Source organism: Amycolatopsis sp. NPDC059657 (assembly GCF_042734395.1).
Lineage (GTDB): Bacteria > Actinomycetota > Actinomycetes > Mycobacteriales > Pseudonocardiaceae > Amycolatopsis.
Window position 1 is genome coordinate 1 of the sequence record NZ_JBHWEB010000032.1, and the last position, 20689, is coordinate 20689.

At 68.4% G+C, this 20689-nt stretch carries 19 protein-coding genes and 1 pseudogene; 6 read left to right on the top strand and 14 right to left on the bottom strand.

Features of this window, described 5'->3' with window-relative positions; translation table 11 throughout:
• Nucleotides 1-41: 41 nt before the first annotated feature.
• Together ACFV15_RS19000 and ACFV15_RS19005 are read right to left on the bottom strand one after the other, a co-directional pair.
• Nucleotides 42-3866: a discoidin domain-containing protein gene (locus ACFV15_RS19000; RefSeq protein WP_378351784.1), complete on the bottom strand. Its 3825-nt coding sequence runs from the start codon at nt 3864-3866 to the stop codon at nt 42-44.
• A gap of 211 nt (nt 3867-4077) precedes the next feature.
• On the bottom strand, nt 4078-4569 hold the full coding sequence (locus ACFV15_RS19005; RefSeq protein ID WP_378351785.1) for a metallophosphoesterase family protein: 492 nt from the start codon (nt 4567-4569) through the stop codon (nt 4078-4080).
• Between the two features lie 70 nt (nt 4570-4639).
• Here ACFV15_RS19005 and ACFV15_RS19010 point away from each other — a divergent pair, with 70 nt between their 5' ends.
• Nucleotides 4640-4819 (top strand): hypothetical protein, encoded by a 180-nt coding sequence (locus ACFV15_RS19010; RefSeq protein ID WP_378351786.1) that lies wholly within the window; start codon nt 4640-4642, stop codon nt 4817-4819.
• Nucleotides 4820-5083: 264 nt separating this feature from the next.
• Here the strand turns inward: ACFV15_RS19010 and ACFV15_RS19015 are convergent, their stop codons facing one another.
• Entirely contained in the window at nt 5084-6103 is a 1020-nt protein-coding gene (locus tag ACFV15_RS19015) for a YhjD/YihY/BrkB family envelope integrity protein (RefSeq protein ID WP_378351787.1), read from the bottom strand.
• A 52-nt stretch (nt 6104-6155) separates the two neighbouring features.
• Here ACFV15_RS19015 and ACFV15_RS19020 point away from each other — a divergent pair, with 52 nt between their 5' ends.
• On the top strand, nt 6156-7160 hold the full coding sequence (locus ACFV15_RS19020) for a PHP domain-containing protein (RefSeq protein WP_378351788.1): 1005 nt from the start codon (nt 6156-6158) through the stop codon (nt 7158-7160).
• Here ACFV15_RS19020 and ACFV15_RS19025 read toward each other — a convergent pair.
• Together ACFV15_RS19025 and ACFV15_RS19030 are read right to left on the bottom strand one after the other, a co-directional pair.
• Entirely contained in the window at nt 7157-8626 is a 1470-nt protein-coding gene (locus ACFV15_RS19025) for a serine/threonine-protein kinase (RefSeq protein ID WP_378351789.1), read from the bottom strand. The two genes, ACFV15_RS19020 and ACFV15_RS19025, sit on opposite strands and share 4 nt — an antisense overlap.
• An 82-nt stretch (nt 8627-8708) precedes the next feature.
• The gene (locus ACFV15_RS19030; RefSeq protein ID WP_378351790.1) at nt 8709-9149 is read right to left on the bottom strand and encodes a MarR family winged helix-turn-helix transcriptional regulator; all 441 of its coding nucleotides are present in this window, start codon (nt 9147-9149) and stop codon (nt 8709-8711) included.
• Nucleotides 9150-9210: 61 nt separating this feature from the next.
• On the opposite strand from ACFV15_RS19030, the gene ACFV15_RS19035 reads away from it, so the two are divergent.
• Complete coding sequence (locus ACFV15_RS19035; protein ID WP_378351791.1) at nt 9211-9600, top strand: DUF5313 family protein; 390 nt, start codon at nt 9211-9213, stop codon at nt 9598-9600.
• On the opposite strand, the gene ACFV15_RS19040 is transcribed toward ACFV15_RS19035, so the two are convergent.
• The 3 genes from ACFV15_RS19040 to ACFV15_RS19050 form a co-directional block, all read right to left on the bottom strand.
• Nucleotides 9597-10754: a peptidase dimerization domain-containing protein gene (locus tag ACFV15_RS19040; RefSeq protein ID WP_378351792.1), complete on the bottom strand. Its 1158-nt coding sequence runs from the start codon at nt 10752-10754 to the stop codon at nt 9597-9599. The two genes, ACFV15_RS19035 and ACFV15_RS19040, sit on opposite strands and share 4 nt — an antisense overlap.
• A gap of 9 nt (nt 10755-10763) precedes the next feature.
• A complete protein-coding gene (locus ACFV15_RS19045; protein WP_378351793.1) occupies nt 10764-12059 on the bottom strand; it encodes a RecQ family zinc-binding domain-containing protein in 1296 nt (431 codons plus the stop codon).
• A 107-nt stretch (nt 12060-12166) separates the two neighbouring features.
• Entirely contained in the window at nt 12167-12625 is a 459-nt protein-coding gene (locus tag ACFV15_RS19050) for a DUF6292 family protein (RefSeq protein ID WP_378351794.1), read from the bottom strand.
• Nucleotides 12626-12761: 136 nt separating this feature from the next.
• Here ACFV15_RS19050 and ACFV15_RS19055 point away from each other — a divergent pair, with 136 nt between their 5' ends.
• Nucleotides 12762-13043, top strand: coding sequence for a DUF3040 domain-containing protein (locus ACFV15_RS19055; protein WP_378351795.1), 282 nt, complete (start codon nt 12762-12764; stop codon nt 13041-13043).
• Between the two features lie 92 nt (nt 13044-13135).
• Here ACFV15_RS19055 and ACFV15_RS19060 read toward each other — a convergent pair whose 3' ends face one another.
• Nucleotides 13136-13804 carry an HAD family hydrolase gene (locus ACFV15_RS19060; protein ID WP_378351796.1) on the bottom strand — a complete coding sequence of 223 codons (669 nt, stop codon included), beginning with the start codon at nt 13802-13804 and terminating at the stop codon, nt 13136-13138.
• 96 nt (nt 13805-13900) lie between these two features.
• Here ACFV15_RS19060 and ACFV15_RS19065 point away from each other — a divergent pair, with 96 nt between their 5' ends.
• Both ACFV15_RS19065 and ligD read left to right on the top strand, forming a co-directional pair.
• Nucleotides 13901-15340 (top strand): DNA polymerase ligase N-terminal domain-containing protein, encoded by a 1440-nt coding sequence (locus ACFV15_RS19065; protein ID WP_378351797.1) that lies wholly within the window; start codon nt 13901-13903, stop codon nt 15338-15340.
• On the top strand, nt 15333-16253 hold the full coding sequence (gene ligD / locus ACFV15_RS19070) for a non-homologous end-joining DNA ligase (protein ID WP_378351798.1): 921 nt from the start codon (nt 15333-15335) through the stop codon (nt 16251-16253). The genes ACFV15_RS19065 and ligD overlap by 8 nt, the downstream gene beginning before the upstream one ends.
• A 576-nt stretch (nt 16254-16829) precedes the next feature.
• Here ligD and ACFV15_RS19075 read toward each other — a convergent pair.
• The 5 genes and pseudogenes from ACFV15_RS19075 to ACFV15_RS19095 all read right to left on the bottom strand — a co-directional run bounded on the left by ACFV15_RS19075 (nt 16830) and on the right by ACFV15_RS19095 (nt 20687).
• Nucleotides 16830-17909 (bottom strand): polyprenyl synthetase family protein, encoded by a 1080-nt coding sequence (locus tag ACFV15_RS19075; RefSeq protein WP_378351862.1) that lies wholly within the window; start codon nt 17907-17909, stop codon nt 16830-16832.
• Nucleotides 17906-18694, bottom strand: coding sequence for an FAD-dependent monooxygenase (locus ACFV15_RS19080; RefSeq protein WP_378351863.1), 789 nt, complete (start codon nt 18692-18694; stop codon nt 17906-17908). Before ACFV15_RS19080 ends, ACFV15_RS19075 begins: the two co-directional genes overlap by 4 nt.
• A gap of 7 nt (nt 18695-18701) precedes the next feature.
• A pseudogene (locus ACFV15_RS19085) lies at nt 18702-18995 on the bottom strand (FAD-dependent monooxygenase); the annotation flags it as partial.
• Complete coding sequence (locus ACFV15_RS19090) at nt 18992-19903, bottom strand: aromatase/cyclase (RefSeq protein WP_378351799.1); 912 nt, start codon at nt 19901-19903, stop codon at nt 18992-18994. The pseudogene ACFV15_RS19085 and the gene ACFV15_RS19090, both read right to left, overlap by 4 nt.
• Before the next feature lie 10 nt (nt 19904-19913).
• Entirely contained in the window at nt 19914-20687 is a 774-nt protein-coding gene (locus ACFV15_RS19095; RefSeq protein ID WP_378351800.1) for an SDR family NAD(P)-dependent oxidoreductase, read from the bottom strand.
• Nucleotides 20688-20689: the final 2 nt, after the last annotated feature.

Consider the following 20689-nt stretch of genomic DNA (forward strand, 5'->3'; position numbering starts at 1 on the left):
GTGTGGTTTGGCCGGTTAGAACCGGCCATACCACTCACGACCTAGATTCCGTTGATGGTGAAGGTGGACGTCGTGTTGCGGACGTTCACCGCGTTGTTGTTCAACCTCAGGTTGTTGAACGTGACCGAGCCGACCGCGGGTCCCTGGCCGGGTTCGGGCAGTTCGTTCGCCCAGAGCCCGAAGCCCGACTTCGCGTCGAACGCGTCACCCGATTTCTGGGCGCCGGTGATGCTGACGTTGGTGAAGATCGTGTCCTTGATCGGGAACTGGGGCTGCCCGCCGACGTAGTTGGTCTGGAACATGATCCCGCTGTACGTCGGGTCGACGATGTCCACATCGGTCACCCTGATGCCCTGGAACACCTTCGACGCCGAGAAGATCCAGATACCGGGGAACGTCTGCGCGCCCCAGAAATGCCCGCCGGCGCGGACGATCGAGATGTTCTGGAAGTTCGTCGGGTCCGGGCCGAAGCCGTTCATCGGGTAGCCGAAGTCGAGCGAGCTGATGGTGATGCCCGCGTAGACCAGTGTGTCGGCGATGTAGATGTTGCGGAACGTGTTCGAGTAGCCGCCGTAGACCGCGACACCCGCGGCCCGCCAGGTCAGCAGCGATGTCAGGTTCTCGTAGACGTTGTTCTTCTCGTCGGCGCCGCCGGCGTCGATGGCCGAGAACAGCGCGAAACTGTCGTCACCGGTGGAGCGTGCCTCGATGTTGGTGACGTGGTTGTCGGTGCTGCCGTTGGTCATGTTGACGCCGTCGGCGAAGGTGTCGCGGATGCGGGAGTTGGAGATGGTGATCCGGTCGGTGTTCGCGCCCCAGTAGAGGCACACCTGGTGTTCGGCCCAGATGTTGTCGATCGTCATGTCGGCCACGTTCGAGAAGTCGAACACCTTGCCAGGCCCGTCGATCCGCGAGGTGTAGTTGCCGAAGTAGGCGAAGTTCGCGAACGTCGACCCGTTGGCCGCGGCCTCCGCCCGGAACCCGACGTCGGTGTTGTCCTGTGTGGACGGTGCGAGGAACCGGGTGAACCACGGACCGGCGCCGATCACCTTGACCGGCTTGCCGTACACCTGGAACTTGCTCGCGGTCTGGTAGTCACCTGCGGGCAGGTAGACGCCGACGAGCGCGCCGGTGGTGTCCATCCGGACCTTGTCGAGCGCGTTCTGGACGTCCTGGTGCCCGAACCCGGCCGGTACCGCGTAGTGCGCGGGGTCCGGGTTCGCGACCGGGGTGGCCTGCTCGAAGTTCACGAAGTCGATCGCGTAGTTCGTGGTGTTCGCCGCGTCCTTCTGCAGCTTGATCTTGCTGCCGGCGGGCACGGTGGCGCCGAGCAGCATGCTGGCCTCGTCGTAGATGTGACGCGGCCCGCCCGCGCCCGGCGAGTTGCCGGGCCCGGCTTCGGCGCCATAGAGCCACGAGTACTTCGAGGTCAGGTCGAGTGCCTTGAGGAAGGTGCCGTTGACGTAGACGTTGATCGTCGAGTTGATCCCGCCACCACCGGCTGAGTCGGGGATCGAGAAGCGCGTGACCAGCGTGTTCGTGCTGGCCCTTGTGGTGAACTCGACACCGGCGCCGGTCGAGTTCAGCGTGACGGCCTTGCGCCCGGACGCCTCACCGGCGAGATCGCCGATGGTGCGATTGGGGCCGACGACGTTCGCGCCGCCGCTGAGCACACCGTCTTCGGCCTCGTACATGTCGTACGGCAGGTTCGCGCCGCGGCCGACGAACAGCGGCTGGCTGCTGGTGTTGTTGCCCTGCTTGACCGGGAGTTCGTTGGCGTCGTTGGCGAGGACGGTCTTGACCGTGTACTTGCCGTTGGCCGCCGTCCAGGTGCCGAGCGCGACCGGCGGTGACGTGGCGCCCGCCGCGAGCGTCCCGGTGTACGACCCGGTCAGTGTGCGCAGCACGGCTCCGGTGGTGGCGTCGGCGACGGTGAGCGTGATGCCGTGCGCTCCGCCTGCCGAGGCGACGGTGCCCTGGTTCTTGATCGCGACGGTGAAGCTCACCGCGTTGCCCGCCGACGGGTTGCCCGGCGACCACGCGACCGGCGAGGCGATCAGGTCCGAGGTCGCCACCGGCGTGACGACCAGCGAGGACGGGTTGGCGAAGGTGTTGTTGGCCTCGTTCTGCTCGATGACCTTGTTGCCCTCGTCCACCTTGGCGCTCACCGGATAGGTGCCCGCCTCGCGGGTGCCGATGTTCGCCGACACGGTCGCCGAAGCGCCCGCCGCCAGCGCGCCGACCTGTGCGGTCCCGACGCGAGTGGCACCGAGGTAGAGGTTGACGTCGGTGGCGCCGGAGGCGATCGCGCCCGCGTTGCGGACGGTGGCCGAAAGCGTCACGGCGTCGGTCTCGACCGGCGAGGCCGGTGTCCACGACAGGGCGTTGACCAGGAGGTCCGGGTTCGGCGCCGGGACGCCGATCACCTGGAACTCGGCGGCCTGCCCGCCGCCCGCGCCGGTGTTGGACGTGATCCGCAGCCGCACTTCGGCGGCGCGGCCGTTGACCGGGATGGTCACCGTGTTGCCGGAGGCGGGGTTGAACGTCTGCGCCGAGGCCGCGGCCAGCGTGGTGAACGCCGACGCGCTCTGCTCACGGCCCTGCACCTCGATCGTCTGGGTGCGGGTGCCCCACGCGCCGTCGGGGTTGAGCTTGACGACCACGGCACTGACGTCGGCGTTGGAACCGAGCGCGACGGTCAGCAGGTTCGGGTAGTCGCCGCCGCCTTCCCAGTAGGTGCCGGTGTCGTTGTCGTTCGCGTTGGCCGCGACGAAGTTCTGCACCGTCGAGGAGGCGGTGATCGGCTTGCCGACGGCGAGGTTCGTGCCGGTGGTGGAGCCGGTGCGGGTCACCGTGTTGCTGTTGGCCGACTGGTTGCCCGCCGCGTCCTTGGCACGCACGAAGTACGACACGTTCGTGCCGTCCGGCTGGTTGTCGGTGTAGGTGAGCACGCCCGCGCCGACGCTGGTGCGCAGCGTGTTGTTGGCGTAGACGTCGTAACCGGTGACGCCGACATTGTCGGTGGAGGCGGACCAGGTGAGCTTGATCTGCCCCGTCCCGGGCTCGGTGAACGCGAGGTTCGACGGCGTGCTCGGGGCCTGCGTGTCCCCGGTGACCGGGCCGTAGACCTCGAACTCCGAGAGCTGCGCGGCGGGCCAGCCGGTGTTGGCGGTGATGTTCAGCCGGACGTAGCGGGTGGTGGTCGCGTTGAAGGCGATCGTCACGGTGTTGCCCTGCGCGGGGTCGAACCGGTACCCGGCCGAGGCGGCGAGGTCGCCGAAGTTCGAGCCGTTCGTGCTGCCCTGCACGCTCAGCGTCTGGGTGCGCGCGCCCCAGCCCGCCGGGAGTTTCAGCACGAGCCTGCTGGTGCTCACCGACGCGCCGAGATCGGCCTGGATCCATTGGGGGAACGCGTTGTTGGTGCTTTCCCAGTAACTGCCCTGGTCACCGTCGCCCGCCCGCACCGCGGGGTAGTCGCCCAGCGCCGAGCTCGCGGTGATCGTGGTGGCGAGCGCCGCCGCCGACTCGGCCGCCTGGTGCGCCTCCACCGCGGTGACCTGGCCCGCGCCCTCCGCCCGGATGTAGCGGGCGAGCGTGGCGGGGAATTTGATCTTCGCGGTGCCGTGGTCGAACGCGTAGGACGCCTCACCGACGATCGTCGAGAACTGCTTGCCGTCGAGGCTGCCCTGCACGGCCAGCGTCCGCGGCGCCGCCGACGGCGCCTTGAGGGTGACCTCGTCCAGGTTGGTGACCGCGCCGAGGTCGAGCTGCGGCGTGGCGTTCGAAACAGCGGGTACGGCCGGTATGAGCAGACCGGCCAACAGCGTCGCGGCTGCCGCGCGCGCCAAGAATCGCCTGATTCTCATGCTGAGCCTCTCCATTGAGGGTGCAAGCGGGGACACGCGCCGAGGGGAGAGTCAGCGCGCGGGAAGTTACGTCGGGTTGCTCAGTTCTTGCAACGGTTCGTTCAAGAGTTGCAGACTGGTCGCGCCGAAGTCAACGGTCAGCCATTTCCAGGCAGGGGTCGTGAGTGGTACGGCCGGTTCTAACCGGCGATACCACTCACGACCCGAACGCTCAGAGTTCGTGCAGAACGACGGCCGCCAGCGCGCCGTCCCGGACCTCGGCCGTCATGTACGTGTGCTTCGGCTGCCGTCGCCGATCGGTCGGCGACCCCGGATTGAGCAACCGCAGCCCCGAAGGCGCGACGGTGTCCCACGGAATATGGCTGTGCCCGAACACGAGCACATCGGCATCCGGGAACAACGCGGCACACCGCGCCTCACGCCCCGCGGCCTGCCCGGTCTCATGGATCACGGCGAACCGCACCCCGCCCAGCTCCGCGGTCGCGACCTCCGGAAGCCGAGCACGCAGCCCCGGCCCGTCGTTGTTGCCGTACACCCCGATCAGCGACCGCGACCGCCGCTCGAGCTCGTCGAGCAGCGCCTCGCTCACCCAATCCCCCGCGTGCACGACGACATCCGCCTCGTCGACCTCACGCCACACCTGCTCGGGCACCACCCGGCCGCGCACGGGCACATGCGTGTCGGAAATGATCAGAAGCCGCATCAGGCAACAACTTTAACCGGCACCGTGAACCTGGCGCGACCGCGAGCCGTATCACCAGCAGGGAGGTGTCATGGACCAGCAGACCCGCGAACTCAGCCGTGCGCTGCTCGCCGCCAATGAGCACATCCCCCGCGTCGCCACAGAACTCCTCACCGGAACGCTCCCGCCCGGCCGCCAGCACGAGTTCGCCGAGCTGCTCATCGAACTGGGCGAGCTCCTGCACATCCACGCCGACGACAACCAAGCATGAGCGCTACCGTCGAAATACTGTCCCCGATCGGCCGATGATCTCTCCCCCGAATCTGTGGTTTGCTCTTTCTCAAAGGGAGGGACAACACATGAATAATTGGAAACTGCGCGACCGAGAAATGTAGATTCAACACTGCACTAGTTCGGCCCCGTCGCAGGTAGTGGCCATGTCAAGCGTGGTATGCGACAGTACTACGCGACTGCAGATCCGTTGCAAAGGTGGCGCGGCGGGCCAGCCGACAAATGCACACAAGAACCGGGGCCGCTATTCGCTGCCCCGGTTCTTGCCGCGCCGAAAGATCCGGCCTAACAACAGCGTCAGGACGCTTCCGGCGACCGCGCCCGCCAGCACGCGGGGCCCGGACCGGCGCGGCCGCATCACCGGGGCCAGCACGAACGGGCCCGGCGGCGCGACCGCCTTGCGCGGGGCGTCGAAACCCGTCGCGGTCCACGCGGTGATGAACACCAGCAGCCGCGACACCAGCGCGATGAAGAACAACAGGCCGATCACCGACCCGAACGCCGCACCCGTCGGCGTGCCACCGACGATCCCGAGATAGATCCCGCCGGCCAGCTTCAGCAGCTCGAAACCGATCGCCGCCGCGACCGCGCCCCGCATCGCGCTGCGGATGCCGACCGGCTCACGCGGCAACCGCGCCAGCACCCACAGGAACACCAGCCAGTCCGCCAGCAACGCCAGCGGGATCGACAGTACCGACACGGCGGTGTGCGCCCAGCTCGCGTCGTCCACCCCGGCCAGGCTCAGCAGGAACGTTCCGAGCGTGCCACTCGACGCCGTCAGCGAGAACGACACCGTCAGCGCCACCACCAGGCTCAGCAACGCGAGCAGGTCCTTGCCGATCGTCCGGAAGAACGGCAGCGCCGGACGCTGCTGGTCCCACATCGCGGTGAGCGCGTCCCGCAGCGCGTTCATCCAGTTCCAGCCGGAGTACAGGCCGATCGCGAGACCGAGCACACCGACCTTCGTCCGCTGCTCGATGAACCCCTGCAGCAGCTCACCGGCCTTCTTGCCCAACGGCCCCGGCACCGCGCTGGTGATGCCGTGCAGCAGCTGGTTGAGAACGCGAGGCTGGTCGGCCAGCACGAAACCGGCCACCGACAACGTCACCATCAGCATCGGGATCAGCGACAGCAACGTGAAATACGCGATCGACGCCACGTAATGGTACCCGTTGTGCTCGACATACCGATCGACCGCCCGCGCCAGATGATCGAGCCAGCCATACCGTTCGCGCACCCGCGCCCACCAAGATCCCACGCGCATATCTACCCACACACCCGGCCGGACCCCGCACTTCGGGGCAGAATCAGACACCATGGAGCCCGTCGCAGCCCTGCAGAGGATCGCGTTCCTGCTCGAACGCGCGGGGGAACCGTCCTACCGCGTCCGCGCCTTCCGCAAGGCCGCGAGCGTCATCGACGGCCTCTCCAACGCCCAGCTCGCGCAGCGGATCAAAGCCGGAACCCTCACCGCGCTGCCCGGCATCGGCAAGACCACCGCCGCGGTCGTCACCGAAGCCGCAGCAGGCGGCGAACCCGCCTACCTCACCGAACTGCTCGCCAAAGGCCTGCCCGAGCTCCCCGACGGCGGCGAACTGCTCACCAAGCTCAAAGGCGACTGCCACACCCACTCCGACTGGTCGGACGGCGGCAGCCCCATCCACGAGATGGCACTCGCCGCCCGCGACCTCGGCCACGACTGGATCGTGCTCACCGACCACTCACCCCGCCTCACCGTCGCCAACGGCCTGTCCCCCGACCGCCTGCGCGAACAACTCACACTCGTCGAACGCGTCAACGAACGGCTCGCCCCGTTCCGCGTACTCACCGGCATCGAGGTCGACATCCTCGACGACGGGTCACTCGACCAGGAACCCGAACTGCTCGACCGCCTCGACGTCGTCGTCGCGAGTGTCCACTCGAAACTCCGCATGCCCAAACGCGAGATGACCGAGCGGATGCTGGGCGCCATCGCCAACCCCCGCGTCAACATCCTCGGCCACTGCACCGGACGCCTCGTCACCGGCCGCGGCCGCCCCGAATCGGAGTTCGACGCCGAACGCGTCTTCCAGGCCTGCCTCGACACCGACACCGCCGTCGAGATCAACTCACGCCCCGAACGCCTCGATCCGCCGATGCGCCTGCTCCGCCTCGCCGCCGAACTGGGCTGCCGCTTCTCCATCGACACCGACGCGCACGCACCCGGCCAGCTCTCCTGGCAGGCCTACGGCTGCGAACGCGCCAACAAATGCGGCATCCCAGCCGAGGACGTCGTCACCGCCATGACCGCCGACGACGTCGTCGCCTGGGCCCGCGGCTAACTCTCGACGTCGATCAGCCACTTCCCGCCTGCCTGCACCATCGAGTAGGTGTGCGTCTGGGTCGAGGTCTCACCGTTCGTCTTCACATACGTGACCCGCGCGGTGACATTCGATCCACTGCCTCCGGTCACCGTGGCCGAAACCGACCTGATCCCCCGCCAGAAATTGGCGTACCGCTCGAACGACTGCTTGCGTTCAGTCTTGAAGCGGTCACTGAGCCCGGCGTAACCGGCCTCCAGATTGCCGGGCAGCAAACCGAAATACGCCGAAACCGCCTCGGCCGCCGTACCCGTTGCCGCGGCACTGGTGCTCGGCGAAGAAGGCGTCGAAGGCGGCGTCTCCGAACTCGGCGGCGGAGTCTCGCTCACCGCGGGCGGCGGCTCCGGCGCAGGCGACGAAGCCTGCGAAGACGGTGTGGGCGTCGGCGTCGGCTGCCCAGCCTTGTCGTCCTTCTGCCTGATCGCGAACAGAATCCCCGCCACCACCGCGATCACCACGACCACGGCACCCACCGCGACCGCGATCAGCGCACCACGACGCCGCTTCTCCACCACTGGAATGGACGCCGGCGCGGGCATGTGCTCTTCTTCGATCCGCTGCGTCGCCGGAACGGTCGCCGCCACCACCTCCGGCGGCTCGTCACCCTCGAACGCCGCCAGCATCCGGAGCTCGGTGAGCACGTCACCCATCTCCGGCCGATCCTCCGGCTTGACCTCCAGCAGCCGCAGCAGCAACGGCTTGAGCTTGCCCGCCTTCACCGGCGGGATGATCTCCCCGCTGGAAACCCGGTACAGCAACGCGATCTGGTTGTCCGCCGTGCCGAACGGCGGCGCCCCCTCGATCGCGGTGTACAGCGTCGCGCCCAGCGAGAACACATCCGACGCCGCACTCGCGTCGACACCCCGCGCCACCTCCGGCGCCAGGAACGCCGGCGTGCCCGAGATCTCCCCGGTCGCCGTGTACGTCGCGTCCCCGCTCGCCCGCGAGATCCCGAAGTCGGTGACCTTGACCGTGCCGTCCTCACCGATCAGCACATTGCCCGGCTTCACATCGCGATGCACGATGCCGGCCTCATGCGCGGCCTGCAGCGCCGACGTCAGCTGGATCCCGATCCGGATGACCTCGTCCACCGGCAGCGGACCGTCGGCCAGCACCGCCGACAGGCTCTTCGACGGCAGGTACTCCATGATCAGCCACGGCCGGTCCTCGTGCTCGACCACGTTGAAAACCGTGATGGCGTGCGGATGCTGCAGCCGCGCGGCGATCCTGGCCTCCCGCATCGCGCGGTTCTTCGCCTCGGTCGCCTTCTCTTCACCGCCATGGCCGAACGGCAGGATCAGCTCCTTGACCGCGATGACGCGATCGAGCGAGGTGTCCTCACCACGCCAGACCATGCCCATCGCGCCGCCGCCGATCAACTCGACCAATCGATAGCGACCGGCGATCTGCCGAGGTTCTTCGGTCAACGGAATGTCCTTTTATGCCTTTGAATGCGTTCACACGAGCGTGGTCAGCATGCCAGGAACACGTTCACCCCGAGCACGCGGTTCAACCGGTGGCGGCGATCACCCGTGTGAGCATCGCGTGCAGCTGTTCCAGCTCCGCCACTTCCATCCCCAAGATCTCCACCACACGGTACGGGATCTTCTCCGCCTCAGCCCGCAGCCCACGCCCGGACTCGGTCAACTCGACCGTCAGCGACCGCTCGTCACGCGCGTTACGCGTCCGCGTGACATACCCGACCGCCTCCAGCCGCTTCAGCAACGGAGACAGCGTCGCGGGCTCCGCACGCAACGCCTCACACAGATCCTTCACCGACCGCGGCTCCCGCTCCCACAACGCGAGCATCACCAGATACTGCGGATGCGTCAGCTTCATCGGCTCCAGCAACGGCCGGTAGATCGCGATCACACTGCGCGACGCCACGGACAGCGCGTAACAGACCTGCCGCTCCAGCGCGAGCGGGTCCGCACCCAGGTCGATCGTCATGGCCTCACCCTAGCGTTCGTCACATAGTTAGCGTGCTAATCATTAGGGTACTATCCAACCCATGGACACCGTGACAAGACCCGGCCCCCTCCACTGGCTCTGGTACGCGGTCGGCGGACGACTGCCCGAGAAAAACCACACCTGGGTACTGCACGACCTCACCGACCGAGGCTGGCTCTGGCGCCACGGCGCCCGCAGCAGCGTCATGCTCGCCCCACTCATCCTCGGCTGGCTCCTGCTGCCCGCACCCCTGGGCCTGCGCCTCGCGCTCTGCCTCATGGCCGCACTCGTCGGCTACTTCTACTCCTACGCCTACGCCGAAGAAGCAGGCGAACACCGCCTCGCCCGCCACGGCTTCCCCATCGGCACCGGCCGCCGCATCCGCGACGAAGCCCGCGAAGCGGCCGAAGCCGAAGCACACGCCAACTACCTCATCCACTACCGCACCTAGAGCGACCGCTCCGCCGCCTCACGATCCTTGAAACACGCCCACGACTCCGTCACCAACGACGCGTGCCGCACCAGATCCACCGCCGTCCGCGCCAGCGCACCCGCCGCCGCCATCGTCGCCGACCGCGCACGCGGACCCGCCGCTGCCGCCGTGAACGCCGGCGTCCGCCACCCCTGACTCGGATCAGCGATCGCCACCAGCGGGCAGATCGTCGGCACCACCGTGCTCACGTTCCCCACATCCGAAGACTCCGAAACCGCAACCGGATCCGGCTCACCCGCGTGCACCCCGAGCTCCGCCAAATGCCGCGCGAACCGCGCCGCCAGCACCTCGTTCGGCCGGAAATGCCGATGCCCCGCACCAAGCCGCTCCACCTCGACCGTCGCACCGGACGCACCCGCGGCACCCTCCGCGCACGCCATCACATCGTCGACCAGCCGATCCAGCGCCCGCCCCGTCGGCGCCCGCACCCCGAACCGCGCCTGCGCCAGATCAGGCACCACATCCGTCGCGTCCCCGCCATGCGTGATGATCCCCTGCACCTGCGCGCCCCTCGGCAACCGCCGATGCAACGCCGCCAGCGCCGTGAACATCTGGATCAACGCCGCCAGCGCGTCCACCCCGTCAGCCGGATCACCCGTCACATGCGCCGCACGCCCATGGAACGACACCGCCAGCTCCACCTGCGCCGACAACGGCGCCCACGTCCACGTGTGCACACCCGGCCGGAACATCAGCACCGCGTCCAGCCCGTCGAACCACCCGGCCCGCACCGCCGCGTCCTTACCCTCGGCAGGCGTCCCGATCACCCGCAACGTCCCCGGCACCTTCCCCAGCGCACCGGCCACCGACAACGCCGCACCCAGCCCGGCGGCCGCGACCAGGTTGTGCCCGCACGCGTGCCCCAGACCAGGCACCGCGTCGTACTCCAGCAGCAAAGCCACAGCAGGCTTCTCATCCGTACCCACACCGGCCGTGAACGCCAGCCCATCACGCTCGACTTCGAACCCGGCCTGCTCGAGCTCCTTCGTCAGCACCCGCGCCGCGAGTTCCGGCTCCGGATCCGCGTGCAACGTCAGCCCGATGTTCCACAGCCGCTCCTCGAGCGACGTGAGCTGGTCGTCGACCAGGTCGTAAAGCTCTTCATCCTCCACGCGCGGCTCCTAGTCGCAGTTGTCGCAATTGCCGCACGGCTCGCCACGCACCTCACCGAGCGAACCCAGCAACGTCCGCCGACGGCACTGACAGGTCTGGGCGTACCGCCGCACCATCGCCACCCGCGCGTGCTCGATCGCCTGCGCCCGCAGGAAAACCGCCGACGCCAGCTCCGCCAGCCGCTCGTCGCTCTCCCCGCCCGCCGCCCGCGTCAACGCCCGTCTCCCGATCTCCCGCACCGCGCCGACCTGCCGCAACGCGGGCAGCAACCGTGCCAGCTCCACCCGCCGCAACCCCGCCTGCCGCGCCAGCTCCGTCCGCGAAAGCCCACCGGGCCACCGCAACGCCCGCACCACCCGCGCCATCGCGTCCTCATCGAACTTGTCCTCGACAACGCCCGCGTCCCACGACGGCCGATGCAGCAGCAACGCCCTGCCTGGCATCCGGTCCTTGCCCACCCGCCGCACCTGCCGGTGATAGACGTCCACCGACGGCGGATCGTCGACGTGCACCACGAACCGCACGTCTTCCTTGCCGACCGCCCAGTCCGCCGCGCCGGCGACGACGACCACCCGCACCAGGCCAGCCAGGAACGCGTCGCGCACCTCCGACCGCCGCCTGCCGGGCAGCCCGTCGTGATAAACGGCCACCCGTTCACCACAGTCGCCCAGCACCCGCGCGAACCACTCGGCACGCACGCGGTCCGCGACATGCACCAGCCCGCTGCCAGTGCTCGCCACCACCTCGGACTCGGCGATCCGCCACTTCAGGTCGTCGTCATCGACATGCCGGACCGCCAGCCGGACATGCGAATGATCCAGATCGCCTGCCACGTGCCGCGCGTCCTGCAACCCGAACTCCGCGACGATGTCCTCACGCACCCGCTTGGCCGCGGTCATCGTCAACGCCAGCACCGGCGGACGCCGCCGCAGCCCGCTGACCGTCGCGGCCAGCCGCACGTACTCCGGCATGAACTCATGGCTCCACTCGCTCACGCCCTGCGCCTCGTCGATGACCAGCACCGACGCGGTCGACGTCGCGACCGCGGCCGCGACGTCCTGTTCGGCCAGCTGCTCGGGCGCGAGCACCAGGAACCCGACCTCACCTGCCCGAAAGCGGGCCAGCACCTGACGGCGAAGGCCCGCTTTCGAAGTCACCGGCTCGGCGACGAGTTCTCTTGCCCGCAGCAGCTCGAGGCGCGCGCCTGGCTGGGGTGAAACGACCACCACCGGCCGATCCGGCCACAGCTCGGCCAGCGCTTCCAGAATCAGCTCACCACTGGTCGTGACCAGCACGGTGTCCACGCGCCCTGCAGAGCGCAGCGCCTCGGCATGACCCGGGCAATATCTCACAATCACGTCACCCACTCGGGGGACGTACCCCGGATCAGCCGATCTTATGCACGTGAACGTCACGCTCGGGAACCGTTCGGTCTCAGCGCATCACCGAGGACCTCGAAACAGGCCATCAGCTCGTCATGGCGACCGGCCGCGCGCAGCCTGGGCGGATCGGGCTGCCCGATCGAATGGTCGTCGGCACGCACCGCCTCCAGCAGCGCGACCACCTCGGCGGGCTCCGGCACCAGCCGATCCCCGCCCAGGTACGACAGCACGATCGCGCTCTCCCCGCCCGGCGCCTCGACGGCGACCGCCCAGCCGTTCACCTCGTCCCACAGCAGCGCCACATCCCGGCCGGGGAAACGGTCCAGCCGCCAGTCGAGCGCCACGTACGCGGACACCGGCTCGTCGAGATCGACGGTGCACGACTCCCAGCCGACCCCCACCGCCCGCGCCGTGAGGCTGAGGTACTCGCGTAACACCCGGCTGAGCCGGTACCCGATGTCGTTCCCGAAGTCGACCACACTGCTCACGGCTTCCCTTTCTCGCCAGTGGAGGAGACGGCAGCCGTGTACCCGGCCACCCGGCGAAAAACACATGGGATTCGACGTGTGATTCGGGCTGCTCCTGGGTATCAGCCGAGCAGACGCCGGCACGAAGGGGCGAACCATGCTCAGCCATCACGATCGTGAAGCACTTCAGAAGATCGAGCAGTGGTTCGAACTCGCCGACCCCGCGCTCGTCGAGTCGTTCCGGCGCGGCTCCACGCGCACGCCCTTCTGCCCCCGCCTCGGCTGGGTGATCGTGGCCGACGTCTTCGCGGTGCTGCTGATCCTCTTGGCGAGCATCACCTCCAGCGCGGCACTGGTGTTCACCGCATTGGCCACCGTCGGGCTGGCCGCCTCACTGCACGTCGTGCGCGCCATGGAACTGAAGGGCCGCGACGCCTGATCGTCTCCCCTCCTGGCCGTTTGAAAAAGTGTGGGTCCCGGTTTTCCGGGACCCACACTTTTTGGCTCTTCAGAGCCGAGCGGTATAGGGCGTTATACACTTAGTATGTCCGCGAGCGGACTGTCGCCGAGCTTCCGGAGCAGCGCCGCGGGATCTTCGTAGACCGCCACGGCTCCGGCTTCGAGCAACTCGGCCTCGCTCGTCCCGCCGCACCGAAGACCGATCGTCGGCACCCCTACCTTCTTGGCCGCGATCACGTCCCATACCGCGTCACCTACGAAGATCGCCCGCTCTGCCCCTACCCCGGCGCGGTCCAACGCGACCTCCACGAGCTCCGGATCGGGTTTCGCGGTGTCCACGTCCTCCCCCGTGGTGATGGCGGTGACGACGCCGTCCAGCTTCAGTACCTCACGCAGCCGGTCTGCCTCCTCCGGTGAGGCGGACGTCGCGAGCACCACCTGTGCGCCGCGACCGGCGATGGTCGAGACCAGCTCGCGAGCCTGATCGAACGGCCGCAGCAAGGCGGACTCGGCCAGGTACAACTCGGTGTGCCGCTTCTCCACCCGCCCACCGATCTCGGCAGCGAGCTCCTCGCCGAGCAGGTTCGCCAGCAGCTGTGACCCGCCCATCCCGATGGACCGGTGCACCCGCCAGGCGTCGACCGGATGTCCCGCCTCGTCGAATGCGCGCAGCCACGCGCAGGTGTGGAGGTAGACCGAATCCACCAGTGTGCCGTCGACGTCGAAAAGGACTGCGTTCATGATCGGTGGATTCCCGCTTGCCTCGGTGGGGAAACTGGAGTTTCGGGTGGAGCACGGCGGGTAACTCCCCGTGACCGACGCGAAAGGACGGTATCGGTGCCCGAGCTGAGCGAGTATCGCGGCAAGCGTGACCCCGAGCGAACACCGGAACCAGTCCCCCAGACCGACGACCTCGTCCGAGGCGACAACGACGTGTTCGTCATCCAGGAACACCACGCCAGGCGGCTGCACTGGGACATCCGGCTGGAACGGGACGGCGTGCTCGCCTCGTGGGCGGTGCCCATGGGACTGCCGTCGGAGCCGGGGACCATGCGGCTCGCGGTGCACACCGAGGACCACCCGATCGAATACGCGACGTTCTCCGGCGAGATCCCGGCAGGCGAGTACGGTGCCGGGAAGATGCTGATCTGGGACCACGGCCGGTACGAGACCCTGCACTGGAACGACCACAAGGTCGAGGTGGTCTTCCACGGCGAACGTGCCCGCGGCAAGTACCTGTTCCTCAACCGGCACGACCCGGAGTCCGAACGCGACTGGCTGCTCCAGCGCGTCGACCCGCCCGAGCCCGGCCACACTCCCCTGCCGCCCTTCATCGCGCCGATGCTGCCCCGCTCCGGCAAACTGCCGTCGCTGGCCGAGGACGGCGACTGGGCCTACGAGTTCGACTGGTCCGGCCGCCGCATGTCGGCGAAGATCGTCGGCGGCCGCTGCACGCTGTTCGACGACGGTGGCAGCGACGTGACCGGCGTGTTTCCCGAGCTCCGGTCGCTGGGCGAACAGCTCGGGTCGGCCGAGGTCTACCTCGACGGCGAAGTGATCGTGCTGGAGAACGGCAAGCCGAGCCCCGCCGCGCTGGACCGCCGCATCGGCGCGGCCCGATCACAGGCCAAGCGGCTCTCCCGGCATCTGCCGGCCCTGTACCTGCCGTGCGACGTCCTGCACCACGACGGCCGGTCCTGTGCGGACCTGCCGTATGTCGAACGGCGGCGGGTGCTCGGCGACCTAGACCTCAACGGCCCCCACTGCCGCATCCCCGACTTCTTCGTCGGCGACGGCGGCGCGGTCGCCGAAGCGAGCGTCAAGCACGGCCTCGCCGGCATCATCGCCAAACGGGCGGCGAGCACGTACCAAGCGGGCAAGACCAGCGGCGACTGGCTCACGATCCCCGGCGTCCGGGTCCGCGACGTCGTCATCGGCGGCTGGCGTCCCGGCGGCGGCAAGCGCGCGAGTTCGTTCGCCTCGCTCCTGCTCGGCATCCCCCACGGCGGCTCGCTGCGCTACGTCGGCAATGTCGGCGCCGGTTTCAGCGAAGACGACCTCATCCGGCTCACCGCCAGGCTGAAACGGTCCGAGCGCAAGAGTTCCCCGTTCCATTCGGTCCCGGAAGGACAGTGCCGCGACGCGCATTGGGTGACGCCCAGGCTGGTCGGCGAGGTCGTTTTCACCGGCTGGACCAAAGCAGGTTGCGTCCGCACCCCACGCTGGCGCGGCCTGCGCCCCGAACGCACGGCCGACGAGGTGAGCGACGATGCCTGAGTCGAAGGTGCTGGTCCAGGTGGAGGACCAGCGGCTGACCCTGACCAACCTCGAGAAGGTGCTGTACCCGTCGAACCAGTTCACCAAGCGCGACGTGATCAGCTACTACACCCGCATCGCCCCGATCATCCTCCCCTACCTGGCCGACAGGGCGACCACGTTCGTCCGCTTCCCCAACGGCGTCGAAGGCAAGTCCTTCTTCGAAAAGGACGTCTCCCGCCACGCCCCGTCCTGGGTCCGCACGGCCCGTCTCCCGACCGATTCCCGCCGCGGCGGCAGCGACCTGATCGACTACCCGGTCATCGACGGCCTCCCCGCACTGGTCTGGGCGGCCAACCTGGCGGCACTCGAACTCCACGTGCCACAGTGGACAGTCGGCCCACGTGGCGCCAAACACAGCCCCGACCTGCTGGTCTTCGACCTCGACCCCGGCGCGCCCGCGACGATCGTCGAGTGCTGCCAGGTCGCGCTGAAACTCCGCGACCTGCTCGCGGCCGACGGTCTCGTCGCGTACCCGAAAACGAGCGGCTCCAAGGGAATGCAGCTCTACTGCGCGGTACGCACCACCCGCGACGAACAGACCTCGGACTACGCGAAGTCTCTCGCGGAGACGTTGAGCACCCGCCATCCACGCGAGATCGTCGCCAAGATGGCGAAGGCGTTGCGCCCCGGCAAGGTCTTCGTGGACTGGAGCCAGAACAACCCGAACAAGACCACGATCGCCCCGTACTCGTTGCGCGCGCGGGAACTGCCGACCGTCTCGACCCCGCTGACCTGGGACGAGGTCGAGTCGTGCCGCAAGCCCTACGACCTGGTGTTCACGGCCGAGGACGTACTCGACCGCGTCGACGACCTCGGCGACCTCTTCGCGGACCTGGACGAGAGCCGCGCCAAGATACCCAAGGGCTCGTGAGCGTTGCGGGCGGTTCTAACCGCCCGCTCACGACCCCATCTGCAGCTTCAGCCCTGGTCCACAAAGGACTTGAGTCGAGGGTTCACTCCCCAGATGTCGCATTCGGTCGGATTGGCGGTGACGTGAGGGCCTAGTTTGGCCCGCTGGGCTGGGTGAAGGCTCCCTTCACCAACCCAATCTGGGTGAGGGAGGCCCTCACCCAGATATACGCAATGCCGGGTACAGGCAGGTTGGTCAAGCACGCTGCTCGGTGGGTGCCCAGGGGTGGTTGAACGTTGTGAACGGGGCGTTCGCAACGCTGAGCGACACATACGCCCCGTTCGTTCCGTCCACCCGACGCCGCAAAGCAGGCAAATGCGGCATTGCGGGGCGAAATTCGGCCGCTTGAGTCCTTTGTGGACGTTAGATAGTTTCGGCCGGGCCATCGACGACGGCCCGACCGACTCGCTCACGTGCCGATTGACAACGCAGGCCAAGCCTTAGCTACCCAGCATTGCAGATATACGGGTGATGGAGGCCCTCACTCGGGCCGTGAAGTGCACGAGCACGCCACCTTTGCGGTTCCCCTCGAGCCCACTAGACACCCGCGACATAGGCCGCGAAGTGTTTGAAGTACTCCTTGACGCTCAAGTCGATCTCGGCCGCTTCGATCGCGTTCACGGCATCGACCGCCAAAGCCTGGCAGGTCGACTCGACGTAGTCCCGTGCCCCGAGGTCTACCAGCAGCCGCTGCACCTGAGGCACCTCGGCCTCGGTCAACGAACCCGCGTCCACCTTCTCCAGCAACTCCGGCGAACCCGAAGCCTGCTGCTTGGCGAACCCCAGCAGCAACGTCCGCTTCCCCTGCCGCAGGTCGTCCCCGACCGGCTTCCCCGTGACCGAAGGATCCCCGAAAGCCCCCAGCAGATCGTCCCGCAGCTGATACGCCAGCCCCACCGGCTGCCCATACGCCGTCAAAGCGTCGCTGAGCTCGACCAGCCGCCCGGCCAACGCGGCACCCAGCCGCAACGGTCCCTCGACCGTGTACCGCCCGGTCTTGTACCGCGCGATCGTCATGGGGTCGGGCGCGAGGTCGGCCGGGCAGGCCGCCGCGAGGAGATCCAGGTACTGCCCGACCCCGGCGTCGACGGCCAGCTCGAAGAACACCGCCTGGGTCTCCGGCGTGGTCGTCCGCAGCAGCCCGATCGCGTAGAAGAACGCCATGTCGCCCACGATCATGCCGACGCCCTCGCCGAACCGCCGCGCTTCGCCGGTGTAGCCCGCCGCCAGATGTTCCTGCTGGTAACGGGCATGCGTGGTCACCAGGCCGCGGCGGGTGGGTGAGTCGTCCATGATGTCGTCGTGCACCAGGCAACCCGCGTGCAGGAGCTCGAGCGCCGCGCCGACGTCGACGATGCGGGGGTCGCCGGGTGAGCCGCCCGCGCCGAGGAACGACAGGTACGCCAGGCTCGGGCGTAGGCGTTTGCCGCCGCTCAAGACCGCGGCGCTCAGTGAGTCGACGACGGCTTCGGAGCCGGGGGCGACCGCGGCGTAGCGGGCGCGGTCGGCGGTGAGCTGGGCGCGGAGGCGGGCTTCGACGCGGCCGCCGATGTCGCGGCCGAAGTCGGCGAGTGTCCGGCCGACGAAGGCGGGCGCCGTCCCCCAGCTGATCGTCATGAGTCCCCCGATCTCTCGACGGCACGAGCGAGGTGCGCGCGTGCGGCGTCCACTGTGAACAGTTCGGTGAGCACCTCGCGCAGCGGCTCGACTTCGGGGCCGCCGAGTAGCAAGAGCTCTTGTGCCGCAACGAGTTCCATGACCGCGACCGCGGCGGCTCGGCGCGACAGAGCGTAGTCGTCGAGTAGTGAATCCGGCCCGCCGCCGATGACCGCGGCGAGTGCGGGAGCGAGCGCGGCCGCGTCCTGGAGGCCGACGTTGAGTGCCTGGCCGCCGATCGGCAGGTGCCGGTGTGCCGCGTCGCCCGCGAGCAGCACCCGGCCTTCGCGGTAGCGCGAGACCAGGCCGGTCGCGTTGTCGAAGGTGTCCACCCAGACCGGCGTTCCACCGGCGATGTCCTCGCCCGTCACCTTCGCCCAGACGTCCGTGATCTCGGCGAACGAGACCGGCTCGGGCCGCGATGCCGACCTGCCGAACTCGTGCACCATCACTCTGGTCACGCCGCCGCGGGTCGCGGCGACCGCCAGTCCGTGTTCGAACCGCTCGAACCGCCGGTCGGGCACGGAAAGCCCGGTGACATCGGCTCGCAGCAGTGCACGGGTCGCGGGGCGGAAGTCGTAGCCGAACCCGGCGAGCCGCCGGACCGTGCTGTCCTGGCCATCGCACCCCGACGAGGTACGCGGCCTCGATCGCGATCCTCCCGAGTGGACCGTCCACTTCGAACGGATCGCCGAGCCCGACCAGCGAATGCGACCGCAGCACCGAAACCCCCAGGTCCAGCGCACGCGCGGTCAGCACGGCTTCGGTCTGCGGCTGCTGGACCTTCCACAAAGGACTGTCCAACTCGAACGGCAGGCCACCGAAATGCGCCTTCCATTCGGTGTCCACCAACAACGAATCCAGCCCACGGGCACGCAGCAACGACGCCGACCGGGACGTCAGCTGCGTCGCGCGTGACTCGGTCATCGGCTCCGGCAGCCGCTCGACGACGATCACCGGGACGCCGGCTTCGCGCAGGTCGCCGGCGAGCAGAAGCCCGACGGGTCCGGCTCCCGCGATCACGACGCCGGTGCTGAGCGTGGTCATCGGCGTTCGGCGTGGGTCTTGGCGTGCCCGAGGGTGGCCAGGCTGTTGGCGCTCAACGCCGTACGCACGAACGTCCGCGCGTCGTCGACCCCCGCGTCCGCGCCGAGCACCGCCGCGATGTTCGCCTCGTTGATCCGCACCGTGTGCCGTGACGTGGCCAGCACTCCCCCTGGCCGCTCTTCGAACAGCCAGTGTCCGGTGTGGAGTGTCATCAGCGCGGGCGGCTGGATTTGCTTGTAAACGATCTTGCGGTGTGGCAGGCAGACGCGGATCGACTTCGTCGTGTGCGTCGAGCCGTCTTTGGTGCGGGTGTCCATCCCGAGCGTCTGGAGTCCGACCGTGTCCTCCTCGAGGTCGACGCGCGCGACGTGCGGCAGCCGGTCCGGCCAGAGCTGCGCCTCGTTGATGAAGTCGTAGACGTCGCTCGCGCTGCCGTCGATCTCCAGCGTGTCGTCGAAGCTGAACAGCAGGTCGTCCGGCACCTCGACGTTCTGCTTCAGCGCCGCCAGCTCGACCTTGCTGTTGCGGTCGACGGCCTGGTCGATCCACTCCAGATCGGCTTCGGTCGCCGCGCTGTAGTCGTGCAGCAGCCGGACCCGGCATTCGTTCTCCGCCAGCGGTTCGATGACCCACGCGCCGCCCATCGCGGCGACCGGTGCCTGCGAGACCTCCTGCCGGAAGTCGACGCGTAGCCCGGCCGGGTCCAGGTCTCGGCGCGAGGTCCACGTCTTGGCCGTGCCGTTCGCGGTCGCCCAGATCTGGATCCGCTCGGTCGTCTCGCCCCGCTCGACGTACTCGACGTGCACGGTCGGGTCGAACAGCTGCGGCCAGTTCTCGACGTCGGCGATGAGCCGGTAGACGGTCTTCGCAGGCGCGGCGACGGTGATCTCGTGCTCGACTTCGCGCATGGTGTCCCCCTCAGAAGTTGCCAAGGCCGCCGCAGACGTTCAACGCCTGCGCCGCGATGGATCCGGCGGTGTCGGTGACCAGGTAGCCGACCAGCCCGGCGACCTCGTCGGGTGTGGAATACCGGCCGAGCGGGATCTTGGCGTTGAACCGGCCGAGAATGTCCTCTTCGGACGTCTCCCACGCGGCCGCGTAACCCTGGCGAACCCGTTGCGCCATCGGGGTTTCCACGTACCCGGGGCATACCGCGTTGACGGTGATGCCGGTCTTGGCCAGCTCGTTGCCCAGTGCCTTGGTGAACCCGACGACCCCGTGTTTGGACGCCGAGTACGGCGCGCCCAGCACCACGCCCTGCTTGCCCGCGGTGGACGCGATGTTGACGATCCGGCCCCAGCCCTTGTCCCGCATGCCGCCGGTGGCCAGCACGTCCCTGGTCATCAGGAACACGCTGGTCAGGTTCGTGGCGATCACGTCGAACCAGAGCTCGTCGTCGAGGTCGGCGGTCACTCCCCCGCCGCTGCGGCCCGCGTTGTTGACGAGGATGTCGATCGTGCCGTACCGCTCGACCGCGGCCGTCACGAACGCCCGGATCTGCTCGGGCGAGCGCACGTCGCAGGTAGTGCCGTCGACCTCGTATCCCTTGTCCCGCAACTGTTTGACGGTCAGCGCGACGTTCTCCGCGTCCCGTGCGCAGAGGTAGACGCGGTGCCCGGCCGCGCCGAGCAGGTCGGCGATCGCGAGCCCGATCCCGCTGGTCGCGCCGGTGACGATGGCGGTCCTGGTCATGG